We start from the raw sequence: 12,805 nt of genomic DNA, 5'->3' as shown, positions 1-12,805 counted from the left end.
TGGAAATCGGGCCTCAAGGCCCTGCGAACGGCCCAAATGGGCGGCGCAAGAGGCCACAAAATCCAAAAAATGGCGTCTTCCGCGTTCGCGCGGGAAATTTCGAGGGCTTGTTCAGCGTAGCCTTAACGGTGCGAAGACCAGTGCGGGTGACAACTCCAAGGGTCTGGACATCGGCCTGCGCCACACGTTCTAAGGCGGTCTTCCTCTTGCCCATCGCGATGGGCAATTGTCTCCAAGGTAAACGATTGGCCCGCATCCCCCAGGGGATGCGGGCTTTTTTGCATGGGTCGCGGGCAGTCAGGCGGTTCATTGCAGAGATGTCATGTGCGCGCAATCCCGCTGTCAGGCGTGCGTTTCTATTCTTCAAACCTGTCCAAAGCAGGGGGTGTTTGCCAGTTTGCGTGCTAAGAACCTGTTCAAGATCTTTTCAGGGTCGCACAAGTCCCTTGCCGGGATGGGATGCAAGGCGCGGTGCGCAGTGGATAGCTTGGCTATCCACAAGCGCCGCAACGCCGCAGACCGCCCGGCAAGGCACTTGCCCGAAGGGTTGGAGTGAAATCGGGCGATTGGACGCCCCGGCTGCTTGCATGGGCATGCGCCCATGCGGCGCATCCGAAGCTTCCACTCATCCCGATTGCACTCCAATGCGATCCCCGAAAAGATTTTGAACAGGTTCTAAAGGCCGCTTCAGTGTGCCGCCCCCGCAACACATATTGAAGAGAGCCGAGCATGCGCAGACAAGACATTCAATTGCTGACCCTGGCCCGCCAGGGTGATCCCGCCGCCCGCAGCAAAGCGGGCCGGCGTTACCTGGTGGGGGGCGACGGGTTTCCGCGCCATGTGGCCACGGGGATTGAGTACCTCTCACACCCCAGCGTCCGTGAGCTGCCCGAAACCGCGTGTGCCATTGCAGAGAGTTTGCCGCTGCAGGATCTGCTCGAACTGAAGCAGGAAGATGCGTTGCACAAGGCCGCCGCTGCAGGCAGCCCGCTGGCGCAGTTCAAGCTGGGCGTGTGGATGGCGTTGGCGCGCAGCCGCTTCGCGGCGGGGCGGACCTGGCTGGAGACGGCCGCTGCCGCTGGACACGTCGAGGCCAGCCAGGTCATCGCAGCCGTGGATGGTGCACGTTCAGACCGGGCGCTGGATGTGATGGTGGAGTCGATCCAATCCAGCGCTGCAGTGGACGTGGTGCAGGTCGCGGTGATCTCAGCGTGCCAGGCGCGTGAAGAAGGGGGACTGGACCAGCTGGTCGATTGCCTGCGGGTGGCGCTGATGGTGGCGCCGCGCTTGACACACGCCCTGTCGGACCTGGTCGTGGCGGCGGTCTTGTGGGCCGAGCGCGAGAAACACTCCTTGCGCGGGCTGGCTCCTGACCAGATTGAGGCCAGTCTGGAGCTGGCTGTCGTACGCGGGGATCGGGACGCTGCGTGCCTGCTGGGCCGTGCGCGTTGCGGAATTGACAGCGGCACGCTGACGCCAGCGCGGCTGGCCACGTCGCTGAACCTGCGCAAAGGCGTGGCCTTGTTGTTGCGCGCTGCGGACGCGGGCCGGGACGATGCATGGCTTGCCCTGTACGCGACGCATGCAGACCACCGCTCGTCGGTATCCAACCCGCAGATGGCCCGCTTCTTCCTGGAGAAAGCGGCAATGGCTGGGCAGTCCGAGGCGCAGCGCAAGCTGGGGGCTTTGATACTGCGCGCGTCGAACTCGGTGGTGGAGTCGGAGCAGGCCATTGCGTGGCTGCATGCCGCTGCCAACCAGGGCGATACGCACGCGCAGCGCCTGTTGGGCTCACTGGTGCTGCCGCTGCAGGGGAGTGAATCCGTAGCGCGCGAGGCGATTGAGCAAGTGCGTCAAGCCGATCCCTGGCTGGCCGTGCGGCTGACGCTGGCGCGCGACTTCGGTTTGACCAAGCTGGAGGCCCTGAGTGTCGACCCCGTCGAGGGCCGTCGGCCATGGGGGTTGCTGGTGGGGCAAAACCCGTTTATCGCGCAGGCCCGTTTGTCCGCACCGCGTGCCGTGCCGGCATTGACACCCCTAGCGCTGCAGAACCTGGCGCGCGCGGCAGCATTGTTCGAACAATCGCGCGGTGACGGCAATGCCTTTGAGGGGGATCTGCGCCGCCGCTCGGTGCGCCAGCGGCGGGTATTTGAACGCCTCCATTTGTCCGAAGACCTCTTTTTTGCTACCGCTTCCTCGCGCAGGCTGGAGGCCTTCCGTCTGGGGCCGAAATGGGCTTTTCGCGCACGGCAACCACTGGCCCTGGCATTGGCAGGTTGACGGCTGCGTGGCCGCTGGTGCGGTGAACGTCGGGCGGGAAGGGCTTGTGCTGCTGTGTCAGCTGCGGGCTTTTGCTGGCACGGTCACCTCGTCCTCGCCAGATACCGCTTGCGCCAGAACAGCATCACCAGCGACAGGGCGATGAACACCATCGACCCCAGCGCCCACCAGAACCCATCGGCCTTGTGGATGAGCGGCAAGAACTCGAAGTTCATGCCGAAGATGCCCGCAATCAGATTGAGCGGCAGGAACACCGCCGTCAGTGCGGTCAGCGTGCGCATGATGTCGTTGGTGCGGTTGCTCTGCACGCTGAAGTGCATCTGCACGGCGGTTTCGGTGCTTTGCTCCAGCCGGCGCACGTGGTGCACCACACGTTCGATGTGCTCCAGCACATCGCGGCTGCGCACCTTGAGCAGGTCCAGCTCGCGCAGGCCGAGCGGGGTCTCGGGCAGGGCCCAGGTTTCCAGCGCGTCGATCCAGTCCTGCACGGCGGTGCGCTGGTCTTCGCAGATCTCGTCCAGCATGTGCAGCGACAGGCGGGCTTCGAGCAGCGATGTCCAGTTCACGTAGCGTGCGCGGGGCTTGAGCAGTTCGTTTTGCCAGTGGTCGAGCTGGCGCGTGAGTTCGCGGCGCAGGTCCAGGTAGCCATCCACCATCAGGTTGACCACGCGCAGCATCAGGTCGGCCGGGCTGGTGGGCACGCGGGCGCCGGGCACGGGGCTGCTGCGGCCTTCGCTGGGGCTGGTGGGCAGCGAGGCCAGCAGGCGTGTGGCATAGGCGTCGCGCACCGCGCAGTCTGCGGGGTGCACGGTCAGCAGCAGCTGGTCGAACACGGCAAAACCCACCGGGCTGGTGTCGATGCGGCGCAGCACGGGCGGGCCGCTGCGTTTGAGCGATGGGGGCGCACCGGCGCCCGCCGCGCTGGGTGCGTCCGGGGCGTCGCCATTCAAGGTGGCCAGACGGCGGAACACCAGCAGGTCGTATTGCGAGGTGTAGTCGTAGTGCGAGGGCAGTTGCGCGTTGAGCAGGTCGGACACGTGCAGGTCCACCAGCTGCAGCCCCACCAGGGTCTGCAGGCTCGCCTGGATCTCGGCCAGCCGTGCCTGGAAGGCCGGGCGCGCGCAGGCGATCCAGACAAAACCCTGGGCGGGCATTTGTGTGGGCAGCTCGGCCAGCTCCTGCACGCCGCCGCTGTGGATGTGGAAGATGCGCATGACCCCGGTTTTGAATGAAAAGTGCCTCTAGCGCTTGTCCATAAAGCGCTAGTAGCTATTATTTTGTTAGCAAACGAGCCGCGTCGCGCGCAAAGTAGGTCAGCACGCCATCGGCACCGGCGCGCTTGAAGGCCAGCAGGCTTTCCATCATCACGGCGTCGTGGTCCAGCCAGCCATTGGCGGCAGCGGCCTTGATCATGGCGTACTCGCCGCTGACCTGGTAGGCGAAGGTGGGCACCTTGAACTCGTCCTTCACGCGGCGCACGATGTCCAGGTAGGGCATGCCGGGCTTGACCATCACCATGTCGGCGCCTTCGGCGATGTCGATGGCCACCTCGCGCAGAGCCTCGTCGCTGTTGCCGGGGTCCATCTGGTAGACGTTCTTGTCGGCCTTGCCCAGGGCGCCGCGGGTGCCCACCGCATCGCGGAAGGGGCCGTAGAAGGCGCTGGCGTACTTGGCGCTGTAGGCCATGATGCGGGTGTGGATGTGGCCCTGCACTTCCAGCGCCTCGCGGATCGCGCCGATGCGCCCGTCCATCATGTCGCTGGGGGCGACGATGTCCACGCCCGCCTCGGCATGCGTGAGCGCCTGGCCGGTGAGGATCTCCACCGTCTCGTCATTGATGATGTAGCCGGTGTCGTCGAGCACGCCGTCCTGGCCGTGGCTGGTGTAGGGGTCCAGCGCCACGTCGGTCATCACGCCAAGCTGCGGGAATTCCTTCTTGAGGGCGCGCACCACGCGCGGGATCAGGCCGTCGGGGTTCAGGGCCTCCTTGCCGTCGGGCGTCTTGAGCGAGGGGTCAATCGCCGGGAACAGCGCCAGCACCGGGATACCCAGGCGCGCGCAGTCTTCGGCCACGGGCAGCAGCAGGTCCAGGCTCAGGCGGTCCACGCCGGGCATGGAGGTCACGGCCTCGCGGCGCTGGCTGCCTTCATGCACAAACACGGGGTAGATGAGGTCGTGCGGCGTCACAGCGTTTTCGCGCACCAGGTTGCGGGTAAAAGCATCGCGGCGCAGGCGGCGCGGGCGGTTCTGGGGGAAGGGGGCGGGGCTTTGGAGGTGCATCGCGAGATTATCCCCCTGAGCCGCTGCGCGGCTCCCTGGGACGCACCCGGTGGACCGGCGAAGCCGGATCCACGGGTGCACTGGCATGGGGGTGCCACTTGCCGACGCCCAGGTCGCCCGCACTGCGCCCTGTAGAAATGCCGCTTGTAACACCCGATGCCCGGTGCTAAATTGGCGCCGGGCGGCTTGCCGCCCCCCGCTTTCCCTCCCTGAGCGGGGCCTCGGGTTGCAGCGATGCAAAACAGGCTTTCCCGGCCCGGCGGATTTGCCGGGCTTTTTTTTGGTGCGGCCTCGGGTGGCCCGCACAGGCCCTTAAACTGCCTCCATGCTCTGGGTCAAAGCCTTTCACATCGTCTTCGTGGCCAGTTGGTTTGCTGGCCTTTTCTATCTGCCGCGCATCTTCGTCAATCTGGCGATGGTGGCGCCGGGCTCAGCCGCCGAGCGCGACCGCCTGCTGCTCATGGCACGCAAGCTTTTGCGCTTTACCACGCTGCTGGCCGTGCCTGCGCTGGCGCTGGGCCTGTGGCTGTGGATGGGTTACGGCATCGGCTGGGGCCCCGGCAATGGCTGGATGCACGCCAAGCTTGCGGTGGTGCTGCTGGTGATCGGCTACCACCACGCCTGCAGCGTGGTGCTGCGCAAGCTGGCCGACGGCACCAGCCGTAGGAGCCATGTGTGGTTTCGCTGGTTCAATGAGGTGCCGGTGCTGCTGCTGCTGGTGGCGGTGGTGCTGGTGGTGGTCAAGCCGTTCTGAACGCGCAGAGCTGACGCTGGTGTCCAAGACCTCCGCCTGGCCTCTTGCGCTGATCTACACGGCGCTCATCGTCTTTGCCAGCCTGTTCCCGTTTGACGGCTGGCGCGCCCAGGGCATTGACCCCCTGGTCTTCCTGCTGGCGCCGCTGCCCCCGCCGTACTGGACGGGTTTTGACATCGCCACCAATGTTGTGGGGTATGCCCCGCTGGGTTTTCTGCTGGTGCTGGCCATGCTGCGCTCGGGCTGGGGGCGGGGCGCGGTGCTGCTGGCCACGCTGGTGGGCATGCTGCTGTCACTGGTCATGGAGTTCCTGCAGATCTACCTGCCCCGTCGTGTGCCCTCCAATCTGGACTTGCTGCTCAACGCGGCGGGCACCCTGGCGGGGGCGCTGAGCGCCGCGCTGCTGGAGCGCCTGGGCGCCATCGACCGCTGGAGCGATTTCAAGGGCCGCTGGTTTGTGCAGGACGCCAGCGGCGCCATCGTCCTACTGGCGTTGTGGCCGCTGGCGCTGCTGTTCCCGGCGGCGGTGCCGTTCGGGCTGGGGCAGGTGCTGGAGCGGCTGGAAGCGGCGCTCATCGAGGTGCTGGCCGACACCCCGTTTCTGGACTGGCTGCCGCTGCGCGAGGCTGCGCTCGACCCGCTCTCGCCCAGCGGGGAGCTGCTGTGCGTGACGCTGGGCCTGCTGGCCCCGTGCCTGCTGGGCTACTGCGTGATCCGCCATGTGGGGCGGCGGGCGCTGTTTGCCCTGGGTGTGGTGGCCGTGGGCGTCACGCTCACCGCGCTGTCGGCCGCCCTGAGCTGGGGTCCCGTGCATGCCTGGGAATGGATGGGCCTGCCCACGCGCGTGGGCGTGTGGGGCGCGCTGGCGCTGGCGGTGATGCTGCTGGCCTTGCCTCGGCGTGCCTGCGCTGCCGTGCTGCTGGTGGCCCTGGTCTGGCACCTGGCGCTGCTCAACCAGGCTCCCACCAGCGCCTACTTTGCGCAGACGCTGCAGATCTGGGAGCAGGGCCGGTTCATCCGCTTTTACGGCCTGGGCCAGTGGCTGGGGTGGCTGTGGCCCTACGCAACGTTGATCTACGTGGTGTTTCGGGTGTCGCGCAAGGAAGGCTCCTCCTGAGTCGCATTCAGCGCCGCGCCGACATCGTGGACGCGTGGGTTCGTAAAATGCAGCCATGAGCGACACCACCCCCGCACCGGCCGCAGTGCCCGGCTACTACCAGCGCCACATCTTTTTCTGCCTGAACGAACGCACCAACGGCGAGGACAGCTGCGCCCACCACAACGCCCAGGCGGGTTTTGACCGCTGCAAGGCCCAGGTGAAGGCGGCAGGCCTGGCGGGGGCCGGCAAGGTGCGCGTGAACAAGGCCGGCTGCCTGGACCGCTGCGCGGGCGGCCCTGTCGCGGTGGTCTACCCCGAGGGCACCTGGTACACCTATGTGGATGCCGCCGACATTGACGAGATCGTCGAATCGCACCTCAAGAACGGCCAGGTGGTGGAGCGCCTGGTCACACCGGCGGAACTTGGCCGCTGAATACGCCTCCATCCGTCTCGTTGTTTTTTCTTGAATGATTTTGGCTGCTAGCGCTTTTCCAGCATGCGCTAGCAGCTATTAAATTGGTAGTAAACCCGTGAATGCCCAGACTGAACGCCTGACCCTGTCCGGCCCCGCAGGCGCCATCGAGGCCGTGCGTGACGCTGCCACGCTGGCCGACGGTGCTGCGGCGCCCCGTGGCGTGGCCATCATTGCCCATCCCCATCCGCTGTTTGGCGGCACCATCGACAACAAGGTGGTGCAGACGCTGGCGCGCGCCTTTGTGCAGTGTGGCTGGACGGCCGTGCGTTTCAATTTTCGCGGCGTGGGCGGCACCGAAGGCGTGTACGACGAAGGCCAGGGCGAGCTGCAGGACCTGCTGGCAGTGGTGGAGCAGGTGGCGCCCGCTGCCGCTGGCCAGCGGATTGCGCTGGCGGGATTCTCGTTTGGCGCATTTGTCACCAGCCATGCGCTGGCCGCCCTCTGGCCGCAGGGTCGCGTGGACCAGGCGGTGCTGGTGGGCACGGCAGCCAGCCGTTTTGCCGTTGCCCCGGTGCCGCCCGATGCCCATCTGCGCACCCTGGTCGTGCACGGCGAGCACGACGACACCGTGCCGCTGGCCGCTGTGATGGACTGGGCGCGGCCCCAGATACTGCCTGTCACAGTCATTCCCGCAGGGGGGCATTTCTTTCACGGACAATTGCCGCTTCTGAAAAATCTGGTGGTGCGCCACCTGCAATCGCAAGGCTGAGCCACTCAAGCCTGCGTCTGACTTGGGGTTGGCTTCAACCCGCCCCCTCCTGGTCGCCTCCCAGCAGTTTCTGCTGTTTCTTTTTCTTCTTTTCCGAGCCTTTCCAGCCACTTATTGCCCATGAAACGAATCCTGTCCGCGCTGCGATCTCTGGCCGTCTTTGCTGCCGTGGCCCCTGCCGCTTTCGGCGCCTATGCCCAGGCGCCCCAGCCTCCTGAAATTGCCGCGCGCACTTATATGCTGGTGGACGTCACGGCCAACCAGGTGCTGGCCGCCAAGGACATTGACGCGCCGGTGGAGCAGGCTTCGCTCACCAAACTCATGACGGGCTACCTGGTGTTTGACGCGCTGCGCGCCAAGAAGATAACGCTGGACCAGAAGCTGCCTGTGAGCGTGCGCGCCTGGAAGATGCCCGGCTCGCGCATGTTCATCGACCCCAAGATGCAGGTGCCGGTGGAAGACCTCATCAAGGGCATGATCGTCCAGTCCGGCAACGATGCCACGGTAGCGCTGGCCGAGGGCGTTGGCGGCACGTACGAAAACTTCGTCAAGCTCATGAACGACCAGGCCAAGGCCCTGGGCATGAGCGGCACCAGCTACAAGAACCCCGAAGGCCTGACCGAGCTCGGCCACCTCACCACGGCGCGCGACCTGTCCGTTCTCGCCACGCGCCTGATGAAGGATTTCCCGGAGTACATGCACTACTACTCCACCAAGCAGTACAGCTACCCCGGCACGCCCGCATCGAACGGCAGCAATCGCAATTCCCTGCTGTTCCGCGATCCGACCGTGGACGGCCTCAAGACCGGCCACACCGCAGCCGCAGGCTACTGCCTGGTGGCCACGTCCAAGCGTGAATTCCCAGGCGTGGGCCAGCGCCGCCTGCTGTCTATCGTGCTCGGTGCTGCCAGCGAAAATGCGCGCGCCAACGAAAGCCAGAAGCTGCTGAACTGGGGCTATACCGCGTTTGAAGCCGTCAAGCTGTTTGACGCCGGCAAGCCCGTCGCTACGCCCGCTGTCTGGAAGGGCACGGAAAACACCCTCAAGATCGGCCGCGATGAGGCCATCGTGGTGACCGTGCCCGCAGGCAGTGCAGGCAAGATCACCACCCAGATTGCGCGCCCCGACCCGCTGGTTGCTCCGTTCACCAAGGGGCAGTCTGTGGGCGCCCTGAAGGTACTCCTGGGCGAACAGGCTGTGGCGGAAGTGCCGCTGGTCGCGCTGGAAGGCGTGGAACAGGCAGGCATCCTGGGCCGTGCATGGGATGCCATCCGGCTCTGGATAAAGTAGCAGGAACATCCCCCTCAGGCGCTGCCGCGTCTTCACCCCCCTTCCCGAACAGCGCAGCCATTCGGGAAGGGGGTACCGCCAGCGCGGCGGTTCTGGCTTGCCGCGCGCTTTCGGCGGCTTTTGGTCTCCATCTTGAGCCTGGGTTTCCGAGGAAAACCGCGTAGCGCTTGCCCGTTCAAGGCCTTGCTGCTACATTAGAAGGCTTTTCGGAAATTCCGAAGGGTTTCACGTTTTCGTTTTTTACGTTTAGGGACGTATTCATGCCAACCATCAATCAACTAGTCCGTCAGGGGCGCGAGGTCGAAAAGATCAAGTCCAAGAGCCCTGCGATGGAAAACTCTCCCCAGCGCCGCGGCGTGTGCACCCGTGTGTACACCACGACGCCTAAGAAGCCTAACTCCGCTCTGCGTAAGGTTGCCAAGGTGCGCCTGACCAACGGTTTTGAGGTCATTTCCTACATCGGCGGTGAAGGCCACAACCTGCAAGAACACAGCGTGGTGCTGGTTCGTGGCGGTCGTGTCAAGGACTTGCCCGGTGTGCGTTACCACATCGTGCGTGGTTCGCTCGACTTGCAAGGCGTGAAAGACCGCAAGCAGTCGCGCTCCAAGTACGGTGCCAAGAAGCCCAAGGCCAAGTAAGCCCTGCGCTTTTGCACAAAAGAATTTTCGGTGCTGTCTCCCGCGTGGCGCGGTGAAGCAGCGTAGTGGCCCCAAACGCAGGTGTTCTGCGCGGGTCGAGTAAGTGGGAGTCCTTGATTGGCTCTCGCGGTGTCTGAAAAGATGCCAACTGAAGCAAAGATAGAGGTAAAAAATGCCACGTCGTCGCGAAGTCCCCAAACGTGAAATCCTGCCGGATCCCAAGTTCGGCAATGTAGAGCTGTCCAAATTCATGAACGTGATCATGGAAGGCGGCAAAAAGGCGGTTGCAGAGCGCATCATTTATGGCGCCCTGGAACTGATCGAGAAGAAGCACCCTGACAAGGACCCGCTGGAAGCCTTCACTGTTGCCATCAACAACGTGAAGCCCATGGTCGAAGTGAAGTCCCGCCGCGTGGGCGGTGCCAACTACCAGGTGCCTGTGGAAGTGCGCCCTGTCCGTCGTCTGGCTTTGTCCATGCGTTGGATCAAGGAAGCCGCCCGCAAGCGCGGTGAGAAGTCGATGGCCCAACGCCTGGCCAACGAACTGCTGGAAGCCACCGAAGGCCGTGGCGGCGCCATGAAGAAGCGTGACGAAGTGCACCGCATGGCCGAAGCCAACAAGGCATTCAGCCACTTCCGCTTCTAAAACGCGGATTTGCCCTGATATAGGTCCAAGGCTGCTGGCGTTTTGCCTGCAGCCTTGTGTCGATTTCAGGCAGTCACAAAATTGACGGGTTGCAGCGCCAGAATGCTGGGCCCGCCCCCCGAACAACACGACCCATCCAAGGATCCACCATGGCTCGCAAGACTCCCATCGAGCGCTACCGCAATATCGGTATCTCGGCCCACATTGACGCTGGCAAGACCACGACCACCGAACGTATCCTGTTCTACACGGGCGTGAGCCACAAGATTGGCGAAGTGCACGACGGCGCTGCCACCATGGACTGGATGGAGCAGGAACAAGAGCGCGGCATCACGATCACCTCGGCTGCCACGACCTGCTTCTGGAAGGGCATGGACAACTCCTACGAAGAGCATCGCTTCAACATCATCGACACCCCCGGTCACGTGGACTTCACGATCGAAGTGGAACGTTCGATGCGCGTGCTCGACGGCGCCTGCATGGTGTACTGCGCCGTGGGTGGCGTGCAGCCCCAGTCGGAAACCGTCTGGCGCCAAGCCAACAAGTACAAGGTGCCTCGCCTGGCCTTCGTGAACAAGATGGACCGTACCGGTGCCAACTTCTTCAAGGTCTACGAGCAGATGAAGCTGCGCCTGAAGGCCAACCCTGTGCCCGTGGTGATCCCAATCGGCGCCGAAGACAAGTTCACCGGCGTGGTCGATCTGCTGAAGATGAAGGCCATTCTGTGGGATGAAGCCTCTCAGGGCATGAAGTTCACCTACGAAGAAATTCCAGCCGACCTGGTCGCATCCGCCAAGGAATGGCGCGAGAAGATGGTGGAAGCCGCTGCCGAAGCCTCCGAAGAGCTGATGAACAAGTACCTGGAAGAGGGCGACCTCTCCGAAGCTGAAATCAAGTTCGGCCTGCGTACGCGCACCATCGCCACGGAAATCCACCCGATGCTGTGCGGCACCGCGTTCAAGAACAAGGGTGTGCAGCGCATGCTGGACGCCGTGATCGACTACCTGCCAGCACCGACGGACATCCCTGACGTGACGGGTACCGATGAAGACGAAAACCCCGTCACCCGCAAGGCGGACGACAGCGAGAAGTTCTCGGCCCTGGCATTCAAGCTGATGACCGACCCGTTCGTGGGCCAGCTGACCTTCGTGCGTGTGTACTCCGGCGTTCTGAGCAAGGGCGATACCGTCTACAACCCCATCAAGGGCAAGAAGGAGCGTATCGGCCGTATCGTGCAGATGCACGCCAACGAGCGCCAGGAAGTCGAAGAAATCCGTGCCGGCGACATCGCTGCCTGTGTGGGCCTGAAGGACGTGACGACCGGTGAAACGCTGAGCGACATCGACTCCCAGATCATTCTGGAGCGCATGGTGTTCCCTGAGCCTGTGATCACCCAGGCCGTGGAACCCAAGACCAAGGCTGACCAGGAAAAGATGGGCATCGCACTGCAGCGCTTGGCTGCAGAAGATCCATCCTTCCGCGTGAAGACCGACGAAGAATCGGGCCAGACGCTGATCGCCGGTATGGGCGAGTTGCATCTGGAAATCATCGTGGACCGCATGAAGCGTGAATTCGGCGTGGAAGCCAACGTGGGCAAGCCTCAGGTTGCCTACCGCGAAACCATCCGCAAGACGGTGGAAGAAGCCGAAGGCAAGTTCGTGCGCCAGTCCGGCGGTAAGGGCCAGTACGGCCACGTCGTGCTCAAGATCGAACCCAACGAAGCCGGCAAGGGCATCGAGTTCGTCGACGCGATCAAGGGTGGTGTGGTTCCTCGCGAATTCATCCCGGCCGTGGAAAAGGGTATCAACGAAGCCGTCACGCAAGGCGTGCTGGCCGGTTACCCCGTGGTGGACGTCAAGGTCACGCTGCACTTCGGTTCGTACCACGATGTGGACTCGAACGAACTCGCGTTCAAGATGGCTGCCATCTTCGGCTTCAAGGAAGGCTGCCGCAAGGCCGGCCCGGTCATTCTGGAGCCCATGATGGCTGTGGAAGTGGAAACGCCGGAAGACTACGCTGGTACCGTGATGGGTGACCTGTCCTCCCGCCGTGGCATGGTCCAGGGCATGGACGACATCCCGGGCGGTGGCAAGGCCATCCGCGCTGAAGTGCCACTGTCCGAAATGTTCGGCTACTCGACCTCGCTGCGCTCCGCGACGCAAGGCCGCGCCACGTACTCGATGGAATTCAAGCACTACAGCGAAGCACCGCGCAACGTGTCTGAAGCCATCATGGCTGCACGCGCCAAGTAAGCGCGACGAGTGAAAGGTCTGCCCTGGGCAGGCCTTTCCTCTTTGTTTTTGAATCAGATTGGCTGCTAGCGCTTGTCTATAAAGCGCTAGCAGCTATCAAAACAGTAGCAAAATTCTTGCAATCTGCGACCCGGTGCCGTCCTGTTGCCCTGTGCGGGACGAACCAGCAATCGGGTGCAGACGTTAAACCCCGACACAGGCATTGCTCTTTGGAGATTCAAAATGGCAAAAGGTAAATTCGAACGGACCAAGCCCCACGTCAACGTGGGCACAATCGGCCACGTGGACCATGGCAAGACGACGCTGACGGCAGCCATCGCTACCGTGCTGTCTGCCAAGTTCGGCGGTGAAGCCAAGGCATACGACCAGATCGACGCAGCGC

General features: G+C 63.7%; 13 protein-coding genes. 11 read left to right on the top strand and 2 right to left on the bottom strand.

Annotated elements, in window-relative coordinates; genetic code table 11:
- Together NFX52_RS26455 and NFX52_RS26450 are read left to right on the top strand one after the other, a co-directional pair.
- The coding region (locus NFX52_RS26455; protein ID WP_252635887.1) for a hypothetical protein at positions 1–193 on the top strand (193 nt) is incomplete at its 5' end.
- A 536-nt stretch (positions 194–729) separates the two neighbouring features.
- A complete protein-coding gene (locus tag NFX52_RS26450; protein WP_055401700.1) occupies positions 730–2,280 on the top strand; it encodes a tetratricopeptide repeat protein in 1,551 nt (516 codons plus the stop codon).
- An 83-nt stretch (positions 2,281–2,363) separates the two neighbouring features.
- On the opposite strand, the gene NFX52_RS26445 is transcribed toward NFX52_RS26450, so the two are convergent.
- Together NFX52_RS26445 and hemB are read right to left on the bottom strand one after the other, a co-directional pair.
- Complete coding sequence (locus NFX52_RS26445) at positions 2,364–3,494, bottom strand: magnesium transporter CorA family protein (protein ID WP_055401698.1); 1,131 nt, start codon at positions 3,492–3,494, stop codon at positions 2,364–2,366.
- Positions 3,495–3,552: 58 nt separating this feature from the next.
- On the bottom strand, positions 3,553–4,560 hold the full coding sequence (hemB, locus tag NFX52_RS26440) for a porphobilinogen synthase (RefSeq protein WP_055401696.1): 1,008 nt from the start codon (positions 4,558–4,560) through the stop codon (positions 3,553–3,555).
- A gap of 325 nt (positions 4,561–4,885) precedes the next feature.
- Between hemB and NFX52_RS26435 the strand changes: the two genes are divergently transcribed.
- The 9 genes from NFX52_RS26435 to NFX52_RS26395 all read left to right on the top strand — a co-directional run.
- Positions 4,886–5,314 carry a CopD family protein gene (locus NFX52_RS26435; protein WP_055401694.1) on the top strand — a complete coding sequence of 143 codons (429 nt, stop codon included), beginning with the start codon at positions 4,886–4,888 and terminating at the stop codon, positions 5,312–5,314.
- Positions 5,315–5,333: 19 nt separating this feature from the next.
- A complete protein-coding gene (locus NFX52_RS26430; protein WP_238385747.1) occupies positions 5,334–6,431 on the top strand; it encodes a VanZ family protein in 1,098 nt (365 codons plus the stop codon).
- 55 nt (positions 6,432–6,486) lie between these two features.
- Positions 6,487–6,846 carry a (2Fe-2S) ferredoxin domain-containing protein gene (locus tag NFX52_RS26425; RefSeq protein WP_055401693.1) on the top strand — a complete coding sequence of 120 codons (360 nt, stop codon included), beginning with the start codon at positions 6,487–6,489 and terminating at the stop codon, positions 6,844–6,846.
- 97 nt (positions 6,847–6,943) lie between these two features.
- Positions 6,944–7,597 (top strand): alpha/beta hydrolase, encoded by a 654-nt coding sequence (locus NFX52_RS26420; RefSeq protein ID WP_055401691.1) that lies wholly within the window; start codon positions 6,944–6,946, stop codon positions 7,595–7,597.
- Positions 7,598–7,717: 120 nt separating this feature from the next.
- Entirely contained in the window at positions 7,718–8,887 is a 1,170-nt protein-coding gene (locus tag NFX52_RS26415; RefSeq protein WP_055401689.1) for a D-alanyl-D-alanine carboxypeptidase family protein, read from the top strand.
- Between the two features lie 260 nt (positions 8,888–9,147).
- The gene (rpsL, locus tag NFX52_RS26410; protein WP_007851137.1) at positions 9,148–9,525 is read left to right on the top strand and encodes a 30S ribosomal protein S12; all 378 of its coding nucleotides are present in this window, start codon (positions 9,148–9,150) and stop codon (positions 9,523–9,525) included.
- 172 nt (positions 9,526–9,697) lie between these two features.
- Positions 9,698–10,171, top strand: coding sequence for a 30S ribosomal protein S7 (gene rpsG, locus NFX52_RS26405; protein ID WP_005798541.1), 474 nt, complete (start codon positions 9,698–9,700; stop codon positions 10,169–10,171).
- 149 nt (positions 10,172–10,320) lie between these two features.
- Positions 10,321–12,423 carry an elongation factor G gene (fusA, locus tag NFX52_RS26400; RefSeq protein ID WP_055401687.1) on the top strand — a complete coding sequence of 701 codons (2,103 nt, stop codon included), beginning with the start codon at positions 10,321–10,323 and terminating at the stop codon, positions 12,421–12,423.
- Between the two features lie 222 nt (positions 12,424–12,645).
- Positions 12,646–12,805: GTP-binding protein (locus NFX52_RS26395; RefSeq protein WP_238385723.1), on the top strand; the 160-nt coding region annotated here is incomplete at its 3' end.

Source organism: Acidovorax facilis (assembly GCF_023913775.1).
In the GTDB taxonomy this organism is placed as follows: domain Bacteria; phylum Pseudomonadota; class Gammaproteobacteria; order Burkholderiales; family Burkholderiaceae_C; genus Acidovorax; species Acidovorax facilis.
This window is presented reverse-complemented; position numbering and strand designations above follow the sequence as displayed.

Coding starts and splice junctions, on each gene's coding strand:
- fusA (WP_055401687.1), top strand. CDS start 10,321: ATGGCTCGCAAGACTCCCATCGAGCGCTACCGCAATATCGGTATCTCG.
- NFX52_RS26435 (WP_055401694.1), top strand. CDS start 4,886: ATGCTCTGGGTCAAAGCCTTTCACATCGTCTTCGTGGCCAGTTGGTTT.
- NFX52_RS26450 (WP_055401700.1), top strand. CDS start 730: ATGCGCAGACAAGACATTCAATTGCTGACCCTGGCCCGCCAGGGTGAT.
- NFX52_RS26415 (WP_055401689.1), top strand. CDS start 7,718: ATGAAACGAATCCTGTCCGCGCTGCGATCTCTGGCCGTCTTTGCTGCC.
- NFX52_RS26445 (WP_055401698.1), bottom strand. CDS start 3,494: ATGCGCATCTTCCACATCCACAGCGGCGGCGTGCAGGAGCTGGCCGAG.
- rpsL (WP_007851137.1), top strand. CDS start 9,148: ATGCCAACCATCAATCAACTAGTCCGTCAGGGGCGCGAGGTCGAAAAG.
- rpsG (WP_005798541.1), top strand. CDS start 9,698: ATGCCACGTCGTCGCGAAGTCCCCAAACGTGAAATCCTGCCGGATCCC.
- NFX52_RS26425 (WP_055401693.1), top strand. CDS start 6,487: ATGAGCGACACCACCCCCGCACCGGCCGCAGTGCCCGGCTACTACCAG.
- hemB (WP_055401696.1), bottom strand. CDS start 4,560: ATGCACCTCCAAAGCCCCGCCCCCTTCCCCCAGAACCGCCCGCGCCGC.